We start from the raw sequence: 21692 nt of genomic DNA, 5'->3' as shown, positions 1-21692 counted from the left end.
GGGGCCAGAGCTTCCAGGAGGTAGGAGCCATGACACAGCCCGCTGCCCGGACCTCTCGTCCGCTCGCCAGCTGGGACCCGTTCCGCGACTTCGACGACGTCTACCGGCGGCTGGGCCTCGCCCGCCTCGAGCAGAACCGTGCGTGGGCGCCCGCGGCCGACGTGTCCGAGACCGACGACGCCTACGTCGTCGACGTCGAGGTACCCGGCGTCGCGAGGGACGACATCACCGTGGACGTCAGCGAGCGCAGGCTGACCATCAGCGGTGAGGTCACCGCGAAGGAGCGCGAGGGCCGCCTGCGGCACCGCACGCGCCGCACCGGCCAGTTCCGCTACGCCGTCACGCTGCCGCGCGGCGTCGAGCAGGACAGCATCGCGGCCGAGCTCGCCGATGGCGTGCTCACGGTCAGGGTGCCCAAGAGCGCCTCGGCCACGCCGCGCCGCATCGAGATCTCGGAGAAGTCCGAGAAGTGATCCCGGCGACGGGGCGCCTCCGGGCCAGTGAGCCCGGAGGCGCCCTGCCGTGCGCGGGGAGCGCGGTTACTGCGTGGCTGTGGTGCGAGTAGCGCGACTGGCGCGACTACTGCGTCGCGAGGTCGCGGCTCGCGGTCTGCGCGGCCTGCAGCTCACGGCCGAGCTGGGCGCTCATGCGGTGAGCCCTCGCCAGCGCCGCGGCGACCTCGAAGGTGGACTTGGTGAGCTCGTCGAAGGACAGCTCGCCGCCGTTGCCGAGTGTTCCCGACCACATGCGCTGCTCGAGCCACGTGTTGAGCTCGGGCAGACACCGGGCGAGGTTCTCGACCACGAGCTTGAGGGAACCCAGCATCTGGTGCACCTCTGCGGTGTCCGCGATGCTGTCGTCATTGGCCTGGCCCGACGTGCGCTGGTACAGCGCTCGGGCGGCTTCTTCGGCGCGGGCGGCCAGGACGGCGGGCGTGGAAGCCACGTCGCGATTGCCGGTTAGATCCATGATGGGGACGTCCTGTCGGGTGGAGCGGAGACGTGCTTGACTACCCCGGACTCACCGCCCCAAACCCGCCCGCGCCAAAAAGAATCAGCTGCCGCGGTTCTCGCCGAGCTCGTCGATGATCGGGTGCCCTGAGATGTCCTTCTCCGGCTGGGCCAGCCCTGGCTTGTCGTGCTCCTGCCGCCGCGGAGCCTCCTCGGCGGGGTCGCGGCCCTGATCGAGCGGAACGGACCGCAGCACCTCGCGCAGGTTCTCGTACGTGACGGGCGGCATCGCCCGCAGTGCCTTGATGGTGCGCGAGTCGGCGTCGGCCTGTTCGGCCCGTCTCACCAGATCGGCCTTCTCCGCGGGGAAGTCCGCTTCGGACAGGGCCGCGCGTACGCGCTCGTCGGTCGTGGTCGTCGCCATGTCTGTGTCACCTCCGGTGCGCAGTTACCCGGAGCGTCTTTCGGCAAAACGACTCCCTCCTCAGCTGATCGCCGTCTCGTCCTCGGGCGTCGCTCTGGCCAGCGCCGCGAGGGTGTGCAGCGCTGAGGCCAGCACCGGTTCGGGCGGCGAGGCGAGCGCGAGCCGCACGGCGTTGGGCGCATGGCCGGAGCCGACCGTGAAGGCGCCGGCCGGGCTCACCGCGATGCCCCGGCGCGCGGCCGCCGCGACGAACGTCTCGGCTCGCCAGTGCGAGGGCAGTTCCCACCAGCAGTGGTAGGCGGCCGGATCCGCGTGCACGGCGAAGTCATCGAGGTGCTCGCGGACGAGTTGCTGCCTGCGCGCGGCGTCGGCCCGCTTGGCCGCCTGCACCTCGTGGGCGGTGCCGTCGGAGATCCAGCGCACCGCGGCGTCGAGCGCGAACGCCTGCGGACCCCAGGTTCCCGAGCGCAGCGCCGAGGCCAGTGACTCGTGCAGGCGAACGGGAGGCACGACGAACCCGAGTGAGAGGCCGGGCGCGAGCCGCTTGGAGAGGCTGTCGACGAGCACGGTGTGCTCCGGCGCAGCGGAGGCGACGGGCGGTTCGTCGCGCAGGAACGCGTAGATCGTGTCCTCGACGACGGACAGGTCGAGCTCGCGCACGGTGGCGGCGAACTCGCTGCGGCGAGCCCGCGACATGGTGACGCCGAGCGGGTTGTGCAGCACGGGCTGGACGTAGACGGCGTGCAGCGCCGCCGGCTCCAGCGCCTCGGGCAGCAGCCCCTCGTCGTCGGTGGCGAGCGGAACGAGCGTGAGGCCCAGCCTCGCGGCGATGCCCTTGACTACCGGATACGTCAGCGCCTCCACCCCGAGCCGGCCACCGACGGGCACCAGCGCGGCGACGGCGGCGGCGATCGCCTGCCTTCCGTTGCCCGCGAACAGAATCCGGTCGGGGTCGGGCCGCCAGTCCGCGCGTGCGAGCAGTTCCGCCGCGGCGTCACGGGCGGCCGGAGCACCCGCCACGCCGACCTGACGCAGTGCGGCGCCGAGCGCGTCGGGGCGCAGCAGACCGTCCAGTGCCGCCGCGAGCTGTTCGGGTTGCCCTGGCAGCACGGGGAAGTTGAGTTCGAGATCCACGCGCGCCGCGGTGGGCTCGGCCAGCGCGGGCTCGGCGGGAGGCAGGCCCGCGCGCACGAACGTGCCCCTGCCGACCTCGCCGGTCACCAGGCCGCGGCGGGTCAGTTCGGCGTAGACGCGGGCCGCGGTCGAGCTCGCGATGCGCCGGTCGCGCGCGAAGCGCCGCTGCGGCGGAAGCCGGTGTCCCGGCTGGAGCCGCCCCGCCGCGATGTCGGCGGCCACGGCGTCGGCGATGGCCCGGTAGTCGTCCATGTCGCCATTATTGCACCGACGTCAATGTTTTCATTGCACCGAGCTATTGCACTGGCTAGCGTCGAGCTCGTGAGCACACTTCCCCTCAACGGCATCACGATCGGCTACGAGGACGCCGGCAACGGGCCCGCACTCGTCCTGGTGCACGGGCACCCTTTCGACCGGACGATGTGGAGGCCGCAGCTCGACCGGTTCGCCCGTGAGGGCTGGCGCGTGATCGCCCCGGACCTGCGCGGCTACGGCCAGACCACCGTCGTCCCCGGCGTCACGCCGCTCGAGACCTTCGCGCGTGATCTCGAAGCGCTGCTGGACGCGCTCGGCGTCGACGAGTTCGTCCTGGGTGGACTGTCGATGGGCGGGCAGATCGTCCTGGAGTGCCAACGACTTTTCCCCCACCGCATCCGCGCACTGCTGCTGGCCGACACCTCACCGCACGCGGAGACGGCCGACGGCAAGATCGCGCGAGAGGACCAGGCGCGACGCCTGCTGCGCGAGGGACTCGCGTCGTACGCGCACGAGGTGCTGCCGACAATGCTGGCACCGCACAACATTCGCCTGTTGCCCGCCACCGCGCGGCACGTGCTGCGCATGATGACCACGGCCTCACCGGAGGGTGCCGCAGCGGCGCTGCGCGGCAGGGCCGGACGACCGGACTACGTGGATCTGCTCGGCGACATCGCTGTGCCGACGCTCGTGGTGGTGGGCGAGGAGGACGAGTTCACGCCCGTCGAACTCGCGAAGTTCCTGCACTCCCGCATTCCCGGCGCCGAACTGTCGGTGATCGAGGGCGCGGCACACCTGCCGAACCTGGAACGCGAGGTCGTGTTCGACGACGTCGTACTGGACTTCCTGCACGCGGTGATCACGCCTGAGTGACGAAAGGCGACAGATTTTGCCACGGAGAGTCGATAATCGGGGAAAAATCCCCCCGTCGTCCCCCATCGGGTGAACCCTAGGGTACAAATGCTCCGCCGCCCTACCCCGCCCGAAAGGCCCACCCGGTGTACGACGACGTGTCGGTGACCCGGCTCTCCGACGAGGACAGCTGGAACGACCGGGTGCCGCCCGGCCCGCGCTCCCGGCTGCGCGTCCTCGCCGTGATGGGAGCCGTGGTGGTCGGCTGCGGCGTCGCCGCGTTCGTCGTCACCACCGGGGACGGCGAGGACCAGCCCGCACCCGCCCCCGAGGACGCGGTGGTGATCGCGATCCCCACGCGCACGACCACGGAGCCCTTCCCCGGCACCACGACCCCGCTGGAGGTCACTCACTCGTCGTCCACCGTGGAGTCCAGCGACTTGACGTCCACGACCTCCTCGGTGTCCAGCACGACGTCGTCGAGCGAGACCACCACGACGACGACCGCAACGACCACCACCGACGCCGTGGAACCGCCGCCGAGCGAGGACGATCCCACCGAGCCGCCGCCCCAGGAGCCGGAGGAGCCCGAGCAGCCTGGGGAACCGACACCGCCGCCGTCCTCCTCGGAGCAGCCGCCCACGACCCCGCCCGAAGACGACGACTGCTGGTTCTGGATCTTCTGCTAGGCCATGCCCGCGACCGAGTTCCCCACTGGCTCACCGACTGGTGCGTCGAGTGGCTCGGCGCGGAACCGGCCCGCGTGCTGTTCGCGCGGCGCAGCATCTCGGCGGTGTACGGGCTGCGACTGGCCGATGGCCGCGACGTCGTGGTCAAGACCCGCGAGGACGACGGCAGGGCCGCCTCGTGCGTCGCCGCGCAGTCGGCCTTGGCGGAGCGGGGATTTCCGTGCGCCGGACCGCTCACGCCCGTCGTCCGGATCGACGCGCAGGCCGTGCACGCGGAGGAGTTCCGGCCCGGCGGTGAACCGCTGCGCGGTGACTCTCCCGCCGTCGCCGCGCGCGCCGCGGCGGTGTTCGCGCGGCTGATGACCGAACTGGCCGACGTCCGGGTCGCGCCTCCGCTACCCAACCCACGCTGGGTGCGGTGGGACCACACCGATCCCGGTGTCTGGCCGTCGATCGGGTTCCTCGACGAACGCGACCAGAGCGCCGTCCCCGCGGACGTCGTGGACGCCGCCGTGCGGGCCCGCGCGCGACTGCTGGGCGCCCGGCTGCCGTGCGTGCTGGGGCACGGCGACTTCGAAGCGCAGAACCTCCGCTGGCACGACGGCACGGTGTGGGCCGTGCACGACTGGGACAGCCTGACCTGGCAGCCGGAGGCCGCACTGGCGGGCGCGGCGAGTGGAGCGTTCGCCAGCGACTCACCGCCGACACTGGCGCCGGTCGAGAGCTCCGCCGCGTTCCTGGCCACCTACCAGGACCTGCGGGGACGGCGGTTCACCGCGCGGGAGCGGGAGATCGCGTGGGCGGCCAGCCTGTGGCCCGCGGCGCACAACGCCCGTTGGGAGGCCCTGCACGGCGACGCGCCGGTGTCCGGCGCCACCGTCCGCGCCCAGGCCGCCGAACGGCTCCGCCTGGCCGGCGCCTGATCGTGTGCTCAGTGGCCCCGGAACGCCTCGGCGAGCCACCACGACCCGCCGTCGTCGGCGATCTTGGCGTCGATGAGCAGCGGGCGGTCCCTCGGACCCGCGAGCCAGCCGGACACGGCGCCGAGATCGGACTCGCCGCGCACGGTCACGGCGTCGCAGCCGAAGCCGCGCGCGATCGCCGCCAGGTCGGTGTCCGGGAAGCGCACCGTGCCCAAGTCCACACCAGGGCCCGCGAAATGGTGCACCTCGGCGCCGTAGCCCGCGTCGTTGTAGACGACGATCACCATCGGCAAACCCAGTCGCACCGCGGTTTCCAGCTCCGCGATACTCATCAACCCGCCGCCGTCGCCGAGCGCGGCGACGGGCAACCGGTCCGGTCTCGCGAGCGCGGCGCCGATCGCACTCGCCAGGCCGAGCCCGATCGACTGGAACGCCTGGGTGAAACAGAACCCGTTCTCGTCGGGCACCGAGAGGTAGGCGCTCGGATAACCCATGAAGTTCCCGGAGTCGACGGCCACGACGCGCTGTTCGGGCAGCAGGTCGTCGAGGCGCGCGCTCAGGATACGCGGGTCGATCCGGCCGCTCACTGAGCTGTCCACTGTGGATTCATCACGCCAGCGGATGCCGGTCGCGATGCGCTCGCGCACCAGCTCGGTGCGATATCCTTCGCGCGGCGCGAGCACGGCGAGCACGTCCCGCGCTGTCACCGCCGCGTCGCCCACCACTCCGAGGTCGACGGGGCGGTGGGCGCCCAACGCCGAGGACTCGACGTCCACCTGCACCACCGTCGCGCCCTGCCCGAGCAGCGTGCCGTGCCGGGTGGTCCACATGTTCAGCGCGCAGCCCCAGCCCACCACCAGGTCGGCCCCCGTGATCAGCTCCGCCGCGAGCGGCGAGGCGAAGCCGCCGGAGATGCCGAGCGCGAACGGATCGCCCGTGAACAACCCGTTGGCGACGGCCGAGGTCGCGAGCAGCGCCCCGGCGCGCTCGGCCAGCTCACCGAGTTCCGTCGCCGCACCGCGCGCTCCCCTGCCCGCGACGAACACGGGCCGTCGCGCGTCGGCGAGCACCCTGGCGAGGTCGGCGACCGAGTCCGGATGGGGCCGGACGGGCCTCGGCGCGGACGGGATCGAGACGGGACCCGGGTCGGGCGCCTGCTGCGCCTGCACGTCCAGCGGCAGGTTCAGCACCACCGTCCTGCGCTCCTGCAGCGCCCTGCGGTAGGCCCGCAGAGTGTCGGTGACGGCGCTGGCCGCGGAGTGCACGCGCTCGGGCACCGCGCCGACCGCGGCGATCGCGGCGTCGGCGTCGATGCGGAAGTTCGAGTTCACCGCCGAACCCGCCACGTCGGCCGCGAGCACGAGCAGCGGCGTCCGGCTCTTGGCGGCCTCTCCGATGCCGGTGAGCGCATTGGTGAGCCCGCAGCCCTGGTGCAGGGTGACGACGGTGGGCTCGCCGCGCAGCCGCGCGTAGGCGTCGGCCATCGTCGTCGCGCCGCACTCGTGCCGGGCCGCGGTGAACGGCACGCCGTGTGCCCGCAGCGCGTTGGTGACGGCGAAGTTGCCGCTGCCGACGACACCGAACGCGTGTGCCACGCCCAGCCCGGCCAGCACCCTGCCGACGAGATCCGCGACCCTCATCGCTGCACCAGTGCCAGTACCCTGGCCGGGCTGCCCGACCCGCCGACGATCGGCAGTGGCGCGACCACCAGCAGCGCGCCCGTCGCGGGCAGCCGCGCGAGGTTGCGCAACTGCGTCAGACCGCACTTGCCCGCGCCGAGGAAGTAGTGGTGGCACGGGAAAGGCGGGTCGAAACCCGCCGCGGCGCCCGCGTCGGTACCCACGGTCTCCACCCCGAGCCCGGCCAGCGGAGTCCGCTCGGCGAGCCATCGCGCGCACTCCGTGGACACGCCGGGCGTGTGCGATCCGGTGTCGTCGGCGTTGTGGAACCGCTCCGCGTCGGCGGCACGCTCGTCCCAGCCCGTGCGCAGCAACAACCAGCCGCCGTCGGGCAGCGCGCCGTGCTCGGCCTGCCACGCCCGCACGTCGGAGACCTCCAGGAGGAAGTCGGGATCGGCGGCCACGCGCTGCGAGACGTCGAGCACGGCGGCGGGCGCCACCAGCGTGCCCAGCGGGACCTGGGAGACGTCGGGGCCGTCCTTGCCGGTGATCCAGTGGACCGGCGCGTCGAGGTGGGTGCCCGTGTGCTCGCCCGTGTGGATGTCGTTCCAGTACCAGCCCGGGCCCGCGTCGTCGTAGCGGCTGAGCTGTTCGAGCCGGAACGGCGTCGTGTTGGCGAACGGCTCCGGCAGCCGCAGGATCGGTGTGCTCTCGGTGAGCGGGGCCGTGAGGTCCACGACCTCGATCCGGCCGGTCGCGAGGGCTTCGAGCAGGTCCGGCAGCAGCGGCATGGCTGGTCCTCTCGTCGGCGGAGCACGCGCCCCGCGCCGGGGTCGAGAAGCCAAATGTGCCACAACCCCGGCACCCTCGTCTCCTCCTCGCGTGCCTCCCCTACTCGGCCGCGCGGCGGCGCGCGGCCGAGTAGGGGCCCGGCTTCGCCGTCATCGCCAGGGCGCCCCGCACGATCGCCTCCTTGTACCGCGCCGCCGCCCGGCCGGTGATGATCGTCCGGTGTGGACGGTCGTCGGCGTCGACGTACTGGATCAGCGCGTCCCGGCGGCCCAGGCTCACGCACTGGTTGACGTACCGGAACCGCAGCGGCCTCGGCTCGCGCCCGGTGAGCCGCGCGGCGATCGCATCGGCCGCGCAGCACGCCGAGGGCAGACCGGTGGCGCACGCCATCCGCAGCTCGACCCCGTTGGCGCGCGTCGCCGCCGCGGCGTCGCCGATGGCGTAGACATCGGGGTGCGAGCGCGACCGCAACGTCGAGTCCACGCGGACCCGCCCGCGCTCGTCGACCTCGAGGCCCGCGCGCCGCGCCGCCTCCGGCACCCCGAAACCGGTGGACCACACGGTGAGCCCGGCACTGATCTCGCGCCCGTCGCGCAGCACCACGGCGTCCTCGCGCACCTCCTCGACGGCGGCGTCGGTCACCACCTCGACGCCCAGCCGGTCGAACACGCGGCGCACGTGCCGCTGTCCGTTCGCCGACAGGCCCGGTCCCGGCTCTCCGTGGGTCACCAGCCGCACGCGCAGGCCGGGGTGCGTCTCGGCGAACTCGGCGGCCGCCTCGATGCCGGTGAGCCCGCCGCCGACCACGGCGAGCGTGCCCCGTTCGGCAGCGAGGTCGGCGATGCGCTTGCCTGCCTCCGTCGAGTCCTCCGCGCCCGCGACCGTCAGTGCGGCACGCGCCCGCTCCGGGACCGACGCCGTGCTGCCGAGCGCGTAGACGAGCGTGTCGTAGCCGAGGACGTCGTCGCCGAGACGCACCTCGTGGCGGTCGGGGTCGATCGCGGTGACCCGGCCGATCGACAGCCCGATCCCGTCGCGCACGCGATCGGCGAGCAGGTGCTCCTTCGGCCGCTGACCCGCCGCGACCTGGTGCAGGCGCACGCGTTCCACGAACGTCGGCCGGTCGTTGACCAGGGTCATCTCGACACCACGGAGCCTGCGGGCGAGCCGGTTCGCCGCGGTGAGGCCCGCGTAACCGGCGCCGAGGACGATGATGCGCTGGGTCATCGGAGTTCTCCTTCCAGGCTGGTGTGTGAACACCCCCTGAACCGGAGAGCGCCGGGAAAGCTGACAACTCCGGGCTGTGCCGCCGGTCACCCCAGCTGCGAGGACAGGAATCCCAGCTTGTCGGGGTTGGCGGCGATGCGGATCGTGGCGATCCGGTCGTCGACGACGTCGAGCAGCACTGCCAGCACCGCGGCCCCGTCCACGACGGCGACGATGCCGGGCTGGCCGTTGAGCTCGGTGACGGTGATGACGAGCCCCGGCACGTCGCTGCTCATCCAGCCCAGGTAGCGCGACACCTTGTCGGCGCCCAGGATCGGCCTGCGCGCGGCGTTCGCCTTGCCGCCGCCGTCGGCCCACGACACGACGTCGTCGGCGAGCAGGGCCCGCAGCCCGTCGAGGTCCCCGCCGCGAGCCGCGTCGAGGAAGCGGCGCGTCACCAGTGCCCGGTCCTGCGCCGACGGTGTGAACCGGGGCCGCTCGAGCGCCACGTGTTCCCGTGCGCGGCGGTACAGCTGCTGGGCGTTCGACTCGGTGAGGTCCAGGACCTCGGCGATCTCGGCGTGGCGGTAGCCGAAGGCCTCCCGCAGCACGAACACCGCGCGCTCGGGCGGGGTGAGCCGTTCCAGCAGCACCAGCACGGCCATCGACACCGAGTCGCGCTGCTCGGCCGTGTCGAGCGGGCCGAGCGCGGCTCCGGTGGTGACGACCGGCTCGGGCAGCCACGGCCCGACGTAGGTCTCGCGGCGGGCCCGTGCCGAGGTGAGCCGGGTGAGGCAGAGGTTGGTGAGCACCTTCGTCAGCCACGCGGCGGAGGTGTGGATCGCGGAGCGGTCGGCGTCGCTCCAGCGCAGGTACGTGTCCTGGACGGCGTCCTCGGCCTCCGCGGCCGAGCCGAGCAGGCGGTAGGCGATCGCGAACAACCGCCCGCGCTGGTCCTCGAACTCCCGCACGTCCTCCGGCGCGATCGACATCGCCCGAGCATACGAGTGGCACGCCCCGACCCCCACGCCGCGCGAGCCCAGCGCGCCCGCCCGCGAGTCCCCCACTCCAGCGCGCGAGTCCCCCGCTCCGGCACACGAGTGGCCCGCTCGGGTGCGCGAATGGCGCGGTCGGGCACGCGAGTCGTGCACCAGGCCCCGCGAGTCGTGCACTCTGGCACGCGACTCGTGCGTTCGCGACGGCGAGCCGCGCGGGCGAGACACCAGCGGTGCGGATGTGTTCCGCTGAACGGGAGACTCGCGGGCCTGAACGGGAGACTCGCGGGCCTGAACGGGCAACTCGCCGTCCGGAGCGGGGAACTCGCGGGCCGGAGCGGGAGACTCACGTACCTGAACGGGAGACTCGCGGGCTGGAGCGGGGGACTCGCGGGCCGGAGCGGGGGACTCGCGGGGTGAGAGGAGATCGGGTGGGATTTGAGAGTGCTGGTGCGGTGGCTCGGGCGATTCGGCGCAAGGACGTGTCCGCGCGCGAGGTGGTGGCCGCGCACCTCGAGCACGTCGAGCGCGTGAACCCGCGCCTCAACGCGATCGTCACGCTCACCGCGGAGCGGGCCATGGACCAGGCAGCGCTGGCCGACGAGCGGCTCGCCGCTGGGCAGGACGTCGGCCCGCTGCACGGCCTTCCCGTGGCGCACAAGGATCTCGCCGACACCGCGGGCGTGCGCACCACCTACGGTTCCCCGCTGTTCGCCGAGCACGTGCCCGAGCACGACGACCTCGTGGTCGCCCGCATGGCCGCCGCGGGCGCGATCAGCCTCGGCAAGACCAACGTGCCCGAGTTCGGACTCGGCTCGCACACGTTCAACCCCGTGTTCGGCATGACGCGCAACCCCTACGACCACGCCCGCAGCGCAGGCGGCAGCAGCGGTGGCGCCGCGGCCGCGCTGGCGGCCGGGATGGTGACGCTCGCCGACGGCAGCGACGTGGGCGGCTCCCTGCGCAACCCGGCCTCGTTCTGCAACGTCGTCGGCCTGCGCCCCACACCGGGCCGGGTGCCGTCGTGGCCGGTCGCCGCGCCGTGGTCACACCTGGGCGTGCAGGGGCCGATGGCGCGCACCGTCGCCGACACGGCTCTGCTGCTCTCGGTGCTGGCCGGCCCCGACCCGCGCAGTCCGATCTCCCTGGAGACGCCGGGCGGCGACTTCACACCTCCGCTGGAGGGCGACCTGCGCGGGCTGCGCGTCGCGTGGGCGCCCGACCTCGGCGGCGCCGTCCCGGTGGACGCCGAGGTACGCGACGCGCTGCGGCCGGTGCCGTCGTTGTTCGAGGGTCTCGGCGCCGAGGTCACCGAGGCGTGCCTCGACCTGAGCGGAGCCGACGACGTCTTCCGCACGCGCAGGGCGTGGCAACTGGAGCTCACCCACGGCGCGCTGCTCGACGAGCACCGCGACCGGCTCAAACCCGACGCGGTGTGGAACATCGAGCGCGGCCGCGAGCTCACCGGCCCCGATCTCGCTCGCGCGGAACGGCTCCAATCCGCGCTGCACCAACGAGTTCTGGCCTTCTTCGAGCGCTTCGACGTGCTGCTCGCCCCGGTGTGCCAGGTGGTTCCGTTCCCGGCGGAGCTGGACTACCCGCACACCGTCGACGGTGTCGACATGGAGACCTATTTGGACTGGATGGCATCGTGCTACCTCGTGACGGCGATGGGCTGTCCCGCCCTGTCGGTGCCCGCGGCGTTCACGCCCGCGGGGCTACCCGTCGGTCTGCAGATCGTCGGCCCACCGAGGGCGGACGCGCGCGTGCTCGCCGTCGGGCACGCCTTCGAGTCCGCCGCCCGCGCGGGCGAGCGCAGGCCGTGAGCCGCTACTCGTCGCCGGGCCAGGACCCGGTCGCCTTCTCGTAACCGGCGGCTCCGGCCCTGTCGACGGCGGCTTTCACCGCACCGAAGATCGCGCCCTGCACCGCCGCCGCGGCGACGACCTCCCAGAACGCGTACGTGCGGTCGGTGGCCTCGGGCGCGTTGGACTCGCCGGTCACCTTCGTCCAGAGCTGCTTGAACACCGAGCCCGCGAGCATGGCCCCGCCCGTGCTGACCACCAGGCTCAGGGGTTTGTACAGCGCCTTCATCGCTTGTTCCTCCACGTGATCAGACCGCCCACCGCGACGGCGGCCACCGCGCAGATCACGAGGAGCGGCACCGGATTGCCGCGCACGGTCTGAGTGCCGTGCCGCAGCTGTGACTTCACCTGGGCGGCGCGTTCCTGCGCCTGTTCCTTCGCGCGCGCGGGCACGTCCAGCTTGTGCGCCAGTGCCTGCGCGGTGTCGCCCAGTTCCTTCCGCGTCAGTTCGATGTCCAGCCGGGCCTGATCCGGGTCCCGGGGGAACTCCTTCGGGTCGCTCATCCGCGAACTCTCGCCTTCACGGTCTCGACGTCGCGCCGCACGCTCTCGGTCGCCTCGGTCGGCATCGGCGGCGTCGCGCTCTGGACCTGCTTCTTGCCGGTGAGCCCCAGCACGCCTGCGACCAGCAACAACACTCCTCCGACGATCAGCGCGGCCGCCCAGCCCGGCAGGACCAGCGCGAGCGCCAGCACGGCGGCCGCGACCAGTGCGCCGGCTCCGAACCACGCGACCACCGCGGCTCCACCCGCGAGGCCCGCGCCCATCCCCAACCGCTTGCCCTTGTGCTGCAGCTCCGCGACGGCGAGTGTCAACTCGTCCCGCACGAGGCGGCTGGTCTGCTCGGAGAGATCGCTGACCAGTTGCGCCACCGAACGGTCCGTGAGGTCGCGGTGTTCCTCGTAGACCATGACTCCTCCAGCTCGGTGCTGGTCGTCGGATTTCCCGGACGCGAGTCGGACAAACATCGCCCAGTTCGCGTACCGAGCGCACGAGCGCACACGTGCTTGCACGCTCGGGCAACAGGATTACGCTCGGCAGTGACACCGCTGGAGGCCACGTGCCAGAGCTGCTCGGCATCACCGACGACCGCCGCGGGACGACACTCGTGGTCCGCGTGACGGGTGATGTCGACCTGGCCTCGAGCGCCACGCTGGAGCGGCACCTCACCGACGTCGTCACCACGGCACATCCGCCGGAACCGCTGGTGCTGGACCTCTCCGCGGTCGGGTTCCTCGGCTCGTGCGGGTTGTCGCTGTTGCTGCGGCTGCACCAGGCCGCCGAGAGCAGAGGCACCCACCTGCGCATCGTGGCCGGGCACCGGGCCGTCACCCGGCCCGTCGAGCTGTTGGGGCTGCAGCACACGCTGCGGCTGCATCCGACGGTGGAGGCCGCGCTGGCCCTGACGTACTGACCGGACTCGTGCGGCGATGACCGGTCTGTTCAAGACGAGGCGCGTCCCGGCGAGCACGATGGGTGCCATGTCCGACGACCTCACGATCGACCTCGACGCGGCGGCCACCTTCCAGCGAGCCCACGCCAGGCTGCTCGACCAGCACCGGTTGCAACTCCTGCTCGGCCGGGGCGACGCCGACGCGACCCTCGCCGCGCTCACGGCCTACCGCAACCCCGACGGCGGCTTCGGCCACGGCCTCGAACCAGACCTGCGTTCACCGGAGAGCCAGCCCGCCCCCGCCCTGCACGCCTTCGAGGTGCTCGCCGAACTGGGCCCGGTCACCAGTCCGCTCTCGGCCGCGCTGTGCGACTGGCTGGACTCGGTGACGCTGCCCGACGGCGGGCTGCCGTTCGCGCTGCCCGTCACCTCGCCCTCCGGCTGCGCGCCGTTCTGGGTGAGCGCCGAGCACGACGTGTCGTCGCTGCAGATCACGGCCATCACCGCGGCCTGCGCACTGCGAGTCGCCGCGCACGACCCCGCGGTGGCCGCGCACCCGTGGCTGCGGCGGGCCACGGAGTACTCCTTCGACGCCATCCGGGCGCTGGAGGGCAGGCCACACGCACTGGTGCTGGCCTTCGCAGTCGGGTTCCTCGACGCCGCGTCCGACAGCCATCCCGAGGCCGTACCGCTGCTGGAGCGCCTCGGCGAGTACGTGCCCGCCGACGGCCTGGTGCCCGTGGAGGGTGGCGCTGAGGGAGAGTCGATGCGCCCACTGGACTTCGCGCCGCTGCCGGGCAGGCCGGCCAGAAACCTGTTCAAGCCCGAGGTGGTGGACGCGGAACTACGCGCGCTGGCCGCCGCGCAGCAGGACGACGGCGGCTGGCGCGTGGACTTCACGAGCTACTCCCCCGCCGCATCCCTGGAGTGGCGGGGCTACCGAACGGTCAGCGCGGTCCACACGCTGCTCACCGCCTGACCGCGGTGAAGGGCACCTTTACTGCATCCAACGCAGTAAAGGTGCCCTTCACCGCAATGGGTCAGAAGCGGAGGTCGCGGAGGTAGTCGTAGCCGACTTCCGCGGTGTGCAGCGGGTCGGAGGGCTGGTCGTGCTCCACGACGTAGTGCTTCACGAGACCGCCGATCCACGTCTCGCGGAAGATCCGCGCGAAGTCGATGTCACCCGTGCCGAGGTCGGCCCAGCCGCCGTCGGGCCCCCGGTCCTTGACGTGGAACTGCGTGACACGGCCGAAGTTCTTGTAGAACTCCTTCACCGGGTCGACGCCCGCCACCACGATCCAGTAGAGATCGAACTCGAAGTGGATGTTGTGGCGCGAGGTGGTGCGGGCGATGATGTCGAACGGCCGGTGACCCTCGAGCTTCTGGAACTCGTGGTCGTGGTTGTGGTAGCCGTAGTCGATCCCGGCCCTGCGGAACGCCTTGCCCGCCACGTCGAGGCGGCGCGCGAAGTCCTTCCACTCGGCGATGGTGTCGTAGTTGGCGTAGGCGCAGTCGGCCGTGCGGTAGCCGAGGATCTTCGCGTCCTCGATCAGCTTGTTCACGTCGGCGCCGTTGAAGTCGACGTGCGCCGAGACGGCCTTGAGCCGGTACTTGTCGAGCAACTTGCGGAACTCCTGCGGCGAACGGCCGTAGGTGCCTGCCAGCTCGACGTTGCGGTAGCCGATGTCGGAGAGCTCGCCGAGCGTGCCCTCCAGGTCGGCCTCCAGCGCGGTGCGCAGCGTGTAGAGCTGCACGGCGATGCGGTCCTTCGGCAGCCGCCTGCCCCAGCCGTGACCCGGCTTGCCGCCGTGGCCCCAGCCCGCCTGCGCGGTGCCTGAAGCCGCCGCCGTGATCCCGGCGACGGCCGCGGCGCCCGCGGCAGTGCGCAGCATGTTCCTGCGAGACAGGCGAAACTCCGGTGAATCGCTCATTCTCGGTTTTCCCTTCGGTGAGGTGAGGGGGAAAGGGGAAGTCTCAGTCGCGGTCGGTGCTGAAGGCGGCGTCGAACGCGGCGGTGGGCTTGTCGAAGTTGAGGTTGCGGATGTAGTTCACGGCCTCGGCGGCGCCGCGGAGGCGGTCCATGCCCGCGTCCTCCCACTCCACCGAGATCGGGCCGGTGTAGCCGATGGAGTTCAGCGCACGGAACGCGCTCTCCCAGTCGACGTCGCCGTGCCCGGTGGACACGAAGTCCCAGCCCCTGCGCGCGTCGGCCCACGCCAGGTGCGAGCCGAGCCTGCCGTTGCGGCCGTCGAAGCGCTTCTTGGTGTCCTTGCAGTCGACGTGGTAGATCCGGTCGGCGAAGTCGAGGATGAAGCCCACCGGGTCGAGGTCCTGCCACACGAAGTGCGAGGGGTCCCAGTTCAGCCCGAACGCGGGACGGTTCCCGACGGCCTCGAGCGTGCGCTTGGTGGTCCAGTAGTCGTAGGCGATCTCACTGGGGTGCACCTCGTGGGCGAAGCGCACACCGACCTCGTCGAACACGTCGAGGATCGGGTTCCAGCGCGTGGCGAAGTCGGCGTAGCCGTCGTCGATGACGTCCTGCGACACCGGCGGGAACATCGCGACGTACTTCCAGATCTTGGAGCCGGTGAAGCCGATCACCGTGTCGACGCCCAGCTTCGCCGCGGCGCGCGCGGTGTCGGCCAGCTCGGCGGCGGCGCGCTGGCGCACACCTTCGGGCTCGCCGTCGCCCCAGATGCGGGCCGGCAGGATGTTGCGGTGCCGGTCGTCGATCGGGTCGTCGCAGATGGCCTGGCCGACGAGGTGGTTGGAGATGGCCCACACCTTGAGGCCGTAGGACTCCAGCAGCTTGTGCCTGCCCTCGACGTAGTCGTCCTCGGACAGTGCGCGGTCCACCTCGAAGTGGTCGCCGGAGCAGGCGATCTCCAGCCCGTCGTAGCCCCAGCTCGACGCGAGCCGGCAGACCTCCTCGAAGGGCAGGTCGGCCCACTGGCCGGTGAACAGGGTAACCGGTCGGCTCATCGGATCGCTCCCTCTCGGATTCCTTGAAGTTGCAGCAGCAGGTCACGGACGTCGGTGGCTCCCATGCGGCCCGACGACTCCACAGTGGACGGAATCGCGGGGTCGGAGCACAGCAGCACGGGACCGTCGGCGGGCGAGTCGGGCAGCCTGCCGTGAGAGCCGCGCACGAAGCGCGGGTCGGTGGGCACCACGTTCATGGCGTAGCGCAGGCCCACCTTCTTGCGGACCAGGTTCAGCCCGGCCTTGGCCTTCACCAGCGGGTCGTCGGGGTCGAGGAACAGCTCGGCGGGGTCGTAGCCGGGCTTGCGGTGGATCTCCACGCCCTTGGCGAAGTCCGGCTTGCGGTCGTCGTCGAGCCAGTAGTAGTAGGTGAACCACGCGTCCGGCTCGGCGACGAGCACCAGCTCACCGGCACGCTCGTGGTCGATCCCGTAGCGGGCCTGGGCCTCGCGGTCGAGCACCTCGTCGACGCCGGGCAGCGCGCCCGCGATCTCGCGCACGCGCCGCAGGTCCTGCTCGTCGTTGACGTACACGTGCGCCACCTGGTGGTCGGCGACGGCGAACGCGCGCGAGGTCCACGGATCCAGGTACTCCATCCCGTCCTGGGTGTAGACCTCGAGCAGGCCCTCGCGGCGCAGCGCGCGGTTGATGTCCACGGGCGTGTCCGCGGAGGTGATGCCGTACTCCGACAGCGCCACGACGGTCGCGCCCGCGTTCTGCGCGTCGGCGAGCAGAGGCGCCAGTTCGGCGTCCACGGCGCGCGCGGCGGCGATGGCCTGCGGCGAGTCGGGACCGAAGCGCTGCAGGTCGTAGTCCAGGTGCGGCACGTACACCAGCAGCAGGTCGGGCCCGTCGGTGCGCAGCAGCCGCCGCGACGCGGCGACGATCCACTTGGTGGAGGCGATCGAGGCCGTCGGGCCCCAGTAGTTGAACAGCGGGAACGCGCCCAGCTCCGAGGTGAGCGCGTCGTGCAGCTCCGGCGGGCGCGCGTAGCAGTCGGGCGACTTGCGGCCGTCGGCGTGGTAGATCGGGCGCGGGGTGATCGTGAAGTCGGTGGTGGCGCCCATCGCGTACCACCAGCACACGTTGGCGGCGACGTAGCCGGGAGCCGACGCGCGCGCGGTCTCCCACACCTTCTCGCCCTGCACCAGCCGGTTGTGCTGCCGCCACAGGTAGACCTCGCCGAGATCCCGGAAGTACCAGCCGTTGCCGACGATGCCGTGCTCGGCGGGCATGCGCCCGGTGAGGAACGTCGACTGCGCGCTGCACGTCACCGCGGGCAGCACCGTACCGAGCTCGGCCTGCCAGCCCCGGGTCGACAGCGCGGTCAGGTTGGGCATGTGACGCAACAGCTTCGGCGTCATGCCGACGACGTCGATCACCACGAGTTTCTTCATGCGGGCACCTCCAAGCTCGCCCAGCGCAGCTCGTCGGCGATGCCGGCGGCGAGCTCCTGGCGGTCGTGTCCTGGCAGGACGTTCCAGGTGTAGGTCTCCACCTCGACGTGCGGCAGCGGGCCCTGCGCGGCCAGCGCATCGAGGGCGCCGGTGAGCACACCGGTGGTCGATTCCAGCGGCGATGCCGGCGTGGCGTGCAGTGGCACGTGGAAGTGCACGCGCCACGGCCCCTGTGCGGGCAGGGTCTCCAGCGCCTCCGGCAGGTCGTCGGCGGCCAGCACCTCGCCCGTCGGCAACTGTTCCCGCACCTGGTGCAGATAGCGCGGTTCGGCGAACTCGCGTAGCGCGGCCACGGCCTCGTCGGTGCCGGGCCGCTCGACGTGCAGTGCGGCCGAGGCCTGCACCTTCACCACCTTCAGCCCGGAGGCGCGGATCCGTTCGACGGTCCGCGCCGGATCGGCGAAGGACACCGCGAGGTGGCAGGTGTCCAGGCACAGCCCGATGTACTCCGGGTCGACCCGGCCCGCGAGCCAGTCGACGGCGTCGGCCACCGTGTCGAGCACGCACCCCGGTTCCGGCTCGATCGCGAGCCGGATGGGCTGTTCGTTGCGGGCGAGCGCGGAGCGCAGGACGCGAGTGACCTCCTCGAACGCGATGCTCGCGCGCACGTCGTGCGACGTGCTCCACGGCTCCCGCCACGCGAGCGGCAGCGTGGAGATGCTGCCGTAGGCCGCGTCCTCGGGCAGCAGGTCGCCGAGCACCGTGATGCAGTCGAGCGTGTAGCGCAGGCGCTTCGGGTCGGTCCAGGTCGGCACGTAGACCTGGTGCTTGACGACCTCGGCGTGGAACCCGCCGTAGGGAAAGGCGTTGAGGGTCTGCACGGCCAGTCCCCTGGCCTTCAGCTCCGCGGCGAGCGTGCGCCGCGCCGCCGGGTCGGAGGCCAGCCCCGCGGCCACCTCCGAGGCCAGCCACAGTCCCACGCCGAGCCGGTCCTGCCCGAGCTTCTCGCGCACCGGCACCGCGTAGGTGTCCAGCTGCGCGAGAATCCCGGCGAGGTCCTCGGCCGGGTGCACGTTGGTGCAGTAGGAGAGCATCACGTGCGCGCCCCGCGCAGCACCGAGTTGCCCTCGAACGTTTCGCCACCCGGCTGCGCGGACTCCAGCGGGTCGAGCATCAGCTTGCCGCTCTGGCCGTAGAACTCCACGGGGTTGCCCCACAGCACGGTGTCCACATCGGACTCGGTGTAGCCCGCCGCGAGCATGGCCTCACCGGTGCGCAGAGTCTTGAGCGGGTCGGAGCGGCCCCAGTCGGCGGCGGAGTTCACCAGCACCCGCTGCGTGCCGTGCTCCTTGAGGATGGTCACCATGCGGTGCTCGTCCATCTTCGTGTCGGGGTAGATGGAGAAGCCCATCCAGCACCCGGCGTCGGCGACCAGGCCGACGGTGAGCTCGTTGAGGTGGTCCACCACGACCAGCTCGGGCGCGATGCCGGACTCTCGCACCACGTCGAGGGTGCGCTTGGTGCCCGCGAGCTTGTCACGGTGCGGCGTGTGCACCAGCACCGGAAGCTCGTGCTCGATCGCGAGTGTCAGCTGCTGGGCGAAGGCCTTCTCCTCGGCCTCGGTCATCGAGTCGTAGCCCACCTCGCCGACCGCGACGACGCCGTCCTTGGCGAGATAGCGGGGCAGCACCTCGAGCACCTCGGCGCAGCGGGGGTCGTTGGCCTCCTTGGGGTTCAGCGCGATCGTGCAGTGGTGGCGGATGCCGAACTGCGCGGCGCGGAAGCGCTCCCAGCCGATGAGGCCGTCGAAGTAGTCGGTGAACGAGCCCACGCTGGTGCGGGGCTGGCCCAGCCAGAACGCGGGCTCCACGAGCGCGCGCACCCCGGCGGCGTACATCTGCTCGTAGTCGTCGGTGGTGCGCGAGGTCATGTGGATGTGCGGGTCGAAAATCCTCATTGTCCTGCCTCCTGGAGCACGAGATAGGCGTCCTGTGGCACGTCGCGTCCCGCGGCCTCGCGTTCGGCCGCGTAGTCGGTGACCATGCGGGCCAGTTCGGCGTCGGCGCGCTCGGCGAGCCCGCTGACCGCCCCGACCGGCACCCCGGTGAACAGGCACTTGAGCACGCCGTGGCGCCAGGTGTGCGCGTCGAGGTGCCGCGCGGCGAACGGTCCGAGCGCCGCGGCGACGAGTCCGGTGTCGTTGGCCCGCAAGGCGTCCTCGACCAGGCGCAGGCCGGTGTCGACGACCTCGCCGTCGACGGGCAGCAGGTGCAGTCCGCGCAGCACTCCCCTGCGCTCGGCTCCGTCGCCGTAGCGGTACAGCTCGGCGACCTCCTTGGCCAGTTCTCCGCCCGAGAGCCCGATGCTCAGCGCCGCGAGCAGGCGGGCCCTGGCGTGGTCGTCGGTGGTGCCGTGCACGAGACCGTCCGCGTCGAGCGGCGAACGCCCCGCCTTGCGGCCGGTGGCGGGAAACAGCGTGCGGATGCGCGCCGGATCCGTGCGCACGGCCCGTTCGGCGTCGGCGAGCCAGTCCGCGGCCCGCAGCGCGGTGATGCTGCGCCGAGCGACGTCGGGAGCGGCGTGGCTGTGCCGGGGCAGCTCGACGGCCGCGAGGCCGGGGTAGCCGACCTCGGCGAGCGCGGCGAGGGTGCCCGCCAGGTCGAGCCGTCCCTCGCCGAACTCGAGGTGCTCGTGCACGCCGGGCAGCATGTCGTCGAGCTGCACGTTGAACAGCAGCTCCCCCGCCCTGCGCACGCACTCCGCGGCGTCGACCGGTTCCACGGCCACGCAGTGCCCGACGTCGAGCGTGATGCCCAGCAGCTCGGGCGAACCGAGCTCGGTGCGCAGGCGCAGCGCCTGCTCCAGGTGCTGCACGAAGTGGCCAGGCTCGGGTTCGAGCGCGAGCCGGACACGGGAGGTCTCCAGTACCGCGGCGACGCCGTCGCGCATGCGGGCCCACGCCGTCTCGTCGTCCACACCGGACGGTGTGACGCCGGACCAGAAGGACACGCACTCGGCGCCGAGGTCCTCCGCGATGCGCGTGGCGCGGCGGAGGAAGTCGATGCGCCGCGCGGGATCGGCGGAGACCAGGGTCGGCTGGTGTTTGTGCCACGGGTCGAGCAGGTACCGCGCACCGGTCTCCACCACCACGCCGAGACCGAGCTCGTCGAGCCGCGCCCGCACCCGGCGGGTCTGCTCCACGACGTCGTCGGCGAACGGGTCGAGGTGGTCGTGGTCCAGCGTCAGCGCGACGCCGGTGTAGCCGAGGTCGGCGATGACGGCGAGCGCGTCGTCGAGGCGGTGGTTGGCGAAGCCGTTGGTGCCGTAGCCGAATCGCAGGTCGCTCACGTGGGGCTCACCTTCTTCGCCAGCTTGCGGGCGAGCGGCAGCGCCGTCGCCAGCACGGCGGCGACGCGGGTGGCGCCGTGCCGCGCGGCGAGCGCGGCCTGCAACGGGACCATGCCGTGGATGCCCGCCATCGTGGCGGTGCGGACCCGGCCCGCCGAGGGCCGTTCCATCGCGGCGTACTGAGCCGTACCGACCGTGGTGGCGAAGCCGCCCGCGAAGCCAGCCGCGGCGAGCCGGTGCCCCGGCCCCGCGGAGCGGCCGGACACCGACACCGCGGTGGCGACGGCGGTACCGGCCAGAGCCGTGCCCGCCGTGCTCGGGGAACCGCCGTGGACCTCACCGGCCGACACCGCGGTGACGCCGTGGGTGTGGACGGCGAGCGCGACGGCGGCCGGCGCGGCGTCCCGCCACCGGCCGCCCGCGCCCAGCAGCACGTCCAGCGCCCGGCACGCCGCCATGCCGCAGGGTCCCGCCGCCGTACCCTTCAGCTTCGTGTCATAGGCCCAGACCGCGGCCGCGAGCGGGAGCGCGACGCGCAGGGCGGACTGACCGCCGCCGAACCGGGCGATGCCCAGTCCGGCCGCGGTCAGTGCACCCCCAGTGGCGAGTGCCGCGCCAGCACTCAGCCGTCCGGACGGGATCGGCCGCTCGGGTCGCTCGACGGCGTCGAGCTCCCGGTCGGCCCAGTCGTTGAGCGCCATTCCCGCCCAGTAGAAGGCCACCGACGCGAGCGGCAGCGTCCAGCGCCTGCCCCGCAACGGTGAGCCCGACGCCGCGGCGCCGGCGATCGTGTCGCCGAGCACCGTCAGCGCCGCCGGTGCCCGCACGAGCTCGGCCACCGCGCGCAGCGAACCACCCGTGCCTGCCG

At 72.3% G+C, this 21692-nt stretch carries 24 protein-coding genes; 7 read left to right on the top strand and 17 right to left on the bottom strand.

The window, feature by feature from the left end; genetic code table 11:
* Positions 1-29: 29 nt before the first annotated feature.
* Positions 30-473, top strand: a complete 444-nt coding sequence (locus JHE00_RS18355; RefSeq protein ID WP_200319615.1) for an Hsp20/alpha crystallin family protein — start codon at positions 30-32, stop codon at positions 471-473.
* 106 nt (positions 474-579) lie between these two features.
* On the opposite strand, the gene JHE00_RS18350 is transcribed toward JHE00_RS18355, so the two are convergent.
* The 3 genes from JHE00_RS18350 to JHE00_RS18340 all read right to left on the bottom strand — a co-directional run bounded on the left by JHE00_RS18350 (position 580) and on the right by JHE00_RS18340 (position 2760).
* Positions 580-945: a hypothetical protein gene (locus tag JHE00_RS18350; RefSeq protein WP_307831997.1), complete on the bottom strand. Its 366-nt coding sequence runs from the start codon at positions 943-945 to the stop codon at positions 580-582.
* 108 nt (positions 946-1053) lie between these two features.
* On the bottom strand, positions 1054-1374 hold the full coding sequence (locus tag JHE00_RS18345) for a DUF2795 domain-containing protein (protein WP_200319611.1): 321 nt from the start codon (positions 1372-1374) through the stop codon (positions 1054-1056).
* A gap of 60 nt (positions 1375-1434) precedes the next feature.
* Positions 1435-2760 carry an aminotransferase-like domain-containing protein gene (locus tag JHE00_RS18340; protein WP_200319609.1) on the bottom strand — a complete coding sequence of 442 codons (1326 nt, stop codon included), beginning with the start codon at positions 2758-2760 and terminating at the stop codon, positions 1435-1437.
* 69 nt (positions 2761-2829) lie between these two features.
* Here JHE00_RS18340 and JHE00_RS18335 point away from each other — a divergent pair, with 69 nt between their 5' ends.
* From JHE00_RS18335 to JHE00_RS18325, 3 genes are all read left to right on the top strand, one after another.
* Positions 2830-3636, top strand: a complete 807-nt coding sequence (locus tag JHE00_RS18335) for an alpha/beta fold hydrolase (protein ID WP_307831996.1) — start codon at positions 2830-2832, stop codon at positions 3634-3636.
* Between the two features lie 125 nt (positions 3637-3761).
* Entirely contained in the window at positions 3762-4304 is a 543-nt protein-coding gene (locus tag JHE00_RS18330) for a hypothetical protein (RefSeq protein WP_200319605.1), read from the top strand.
* A gap of 74 nt (positions 4305-4378) precedes the next feature.
* Positions 4379-5227 (top strand): aminoglycoside phosphotransferase/kinase family protein, encoded by an 849-nt coding sequence (locus tag JHE00_RS18325; RefSeq protein ID WP_200319603.1) that lies wholly within the window; start codon positions 4379-4381, stop codon positions 5225-5227.
* A gap of 8 nt (positions 5228-5235) precedes the next feature.
* Here the strand turns inward: JHE00_RS18325 and JHE00_RS18320 are convergent, their stop codons facing one another.
* The 4 genes from JHE00_RS18320 to JHE00_RS18305 form a co-directional block, all read right to left on the bottom strand.
* The gene (locus JHE00_RS18320; protein WP_200319601.1) at positions 5236-6867 is read right to left on the bottom strand and encodes a thiamine pyrophosphate-binding protein; all 1632 of its coding nucleotides are present in this window, start codon (positions 6865-6867) and stop codon (positions 5236-5238) included.
* Positions 6864-7637, bottom strand: a complete 774-nt coding sequence (locus tag JHE00_RS18315; protein ID WP_200319599.1) for a cyclase family protein — start codon at positions 7635-7637, stop codon at positions 6864-6866. Before JHE00_RS18315 ends, JHE00_RS18320 begins: the two co-directional genes overlap by 4 nt.
* A gap of 100 nt (positions 7638-7737) precedes the next feature.
* Positions 7738-8865, bottom strand: a complete 1128-nt coding sequence (locus tag JHE00_RS18310) for an NAD(P)/FAD-dependent oxidoreductase (RefSeq protein WP_200319597.1) — start codon at positions 8863-8865, stop codon at positions 7738-7740.
* 86 nt (positions 8866-8951) lie between these two features.
* Positions 8952-9836: an RNA polymerase sigma-70 factor gene (locus JHE00_RS18305; protein ID WP_200319595.1), complete on the bottom strand. Its 885-nt coding sequence runs from the start codon at positions 9834-9836 to the stop codon at positions 8952-8954.
* Positions 9837-10255: 419 nt separating this feature from the next.
* Between JHE00_RS18305 and JHE00_RS18300 the strand changes: the two genes are divergently transcribed.
* Positions 10256-11665, top strand: a complete 1410-nt coding sequence (locus JHE00_RS18300; protein ID WP_372440471.1) for an amidase — start codon at positions 10256-10258, stop codon at positions 11663-11665.
* A 4-nt stretch (positions 11666-11669) separates the two neighbouring features.
* Here JHE00_RS18300 and JHE00_RS18295 read toward each other — a convergent pair whose 3' ends face one another.
* The 3 genes from JHE00_RS18295 to JHE00_RS18285 are packed head-to-tail and all read right to left on the bottom strand — an operon-like array spanning position 11670 to position 12615.
* On the bottom strand, positions 11670-11933 hold the full coding sequence (locus JHE00_RS18295) for a DUF4235 domain-containing protein (RefSeq protein WP_200319591.1): 264 nt from the start codon (positions 11931-11933) through the stop codon (positions 11670-11672).
* Positions 11930-12208 carry a DUF3618 domain-containing protein gene (locus JHE00_RS18290; RefSeq protein WP_200319589.1) on the bottom strand — a complete coding sequence of 93 codons (279 nt, stop codon included), beginning with the start codon at positions 12206-12208 and terminating at the stop codon, positions 11930-11932. The genes JHE00_RS18295 and JHE00_RS18290 overlap by 4 nt, the downstream gene beginning before the upstream one ends.
* The gene (locus tag JHE00_RS18285) at positions 12205-12615 is read right to left on the bottom strand and encodes a phage holin family protein (RefSeq protein ID WP_200319587.1); all 411 of its coding nucleotides are present in this window, start codon (positions 12613-12615) and stop codon (positions 12205-12207) included. Before JHE00_RS18285 ends, JHE00_RS18290 begins: the two co-directional genes overlap by 4 nt.
* Before the next feature lie 149 nt (positions 12616-12764).
* Between JHE00_RS18285 and JHE00_RS18280 the strand changes: the two genes are divergently transcribed.
* Positions 12765-13118: an STAS domain-containing protein gene (locus JHE00_RS18280; protein ID WP_200319585.1), complete on the top strand. Its 354-nt coding sequence runs from the start codon at positions 12765-12767 to the stop codon at positions 13116-13118.
* 67 nt (positions 13119-13185) lie between these two features.
* Positions 13186-14076, top strand: coding sequence for a prenyltransferase/squalene oxidase repeat-containing protein (locus JHE00_RS18275; RefSeq protein ID WP_200319583.1), 891 nt, complete (start codon positions 13186-13188; stop codon positions 14074-14076).
* 61 nt (positions 14077-14137) lie between these two features.
* Here JHE00_RS18275 and JHE00_RS18270 read toward each other — a convergent pair whose 3' ends face one another.
* Genes JHE00_RS18270 through JHE00_RS18240 form a run of 7 tightly spaced genes read right to left on the bottom strand, consistent with a single transcriptional unit; the run spans position 14138 to position 21672 of the window.
* Positions 14138-15028, bottom strand: coding sequence for a sugar phosphate isomerase/epimerase family protein (locus tag JHE00_RS18270; RefSeq protein WP_200319581.1), 891 nt, complete (start codon positions 15026-15028; stop codon positions 14138-14140).
* Between the two features lie 43 nt (positions 15029-15071).
* Positions 15072-16079 (bottom strand): sugar phosphate isomerase/epimerase family protein, encoded by a 1008-nt coding sequence (locus JHE00_RS18265; RefSeq protein ID WP_200319579.1) that lies wholly within the window; start codon positions 16077-16079, stop codon positions 15072-15074.
* A complete protein-coding gene (locus JHE00_RS18260; RefSeq protein ID WP_200319577.1) occupies positions 16076-17476 on the bottom strand; it encodes an alkaline phosphatase family protein in 1401 nt (466 codons plus the stop codon). The genes JHE00_RS18265 and JHE00_RS18260 overlap by 4 nt, the downstream gene beginning before the upstream one ends.
* Positions 17473-18570 carry a metabolite traffic protein EboE gene (gene eboE / locus JHE00_RS18255; protein ID WP_200320381.1) on the bottom strand — a complete coding sequence of 366 codons (1098 nt, stop codon included), beginning with the start codon at positions 18568-18570 and terminating at the stop codon, positions 17473-17475. Before eboE ends, JHE00_RS18260 begins: the two co-directional genes overlap by 4 nt.
* On the bottom strand, positions 18570-19433 hold the full coding sequence (locus JHE00_RS18250; RefSeq protein WP_200319575.1) for a TatD family hydrolase: 864 nt from the start codon (positions 19431-19433) through the stop codon (positions 18570-18572). Before JHE00_RS18250 ends, eboE begins: the two co-directional genes overlap by 1 nt.
* Complete coding sequence (locus JHE00_RS18245; protein ID WP_200319573.1) at positions 19430-20824, bottom strand: EboA domain-containing protein; 1395 nt, start codon at positions 20822-20824, stop codon at positions 19430-19432. Before JHE00_RS18245 ends, JHE00_RS18250 begins: the two co-directional genes overlap by 4 nt.
* Entirely contained in the window at positions 20821-21672 is an 852-nt protein-coding gene (locus JHE00_RS18240) for an SCO3242 family prenyltransferase (protein WP_200320378.1), read from the bottom strand. The genes JHE00_RS18245 and JHE00_RS18240 overlap by 4 nt, the downstream gene beginning before the upstream one ends.
* Positions 21673-21692: the final 20 nt, after the last annotated feature.

It is taken from the genome of Prauserella cavernicola, from assembly GCF_016595675.1.
Taxonomy (GTDB): domain Bacteria; phylum Actinomycetota; class Actinomycetes; order Mycobacteriales; family Pseudonocardiaceae; genus Prauserella_A; species Prauserella_A cavernicola.
This window is presented reverse-complemented; position numbering and strand designations above follow the sequence as displayed.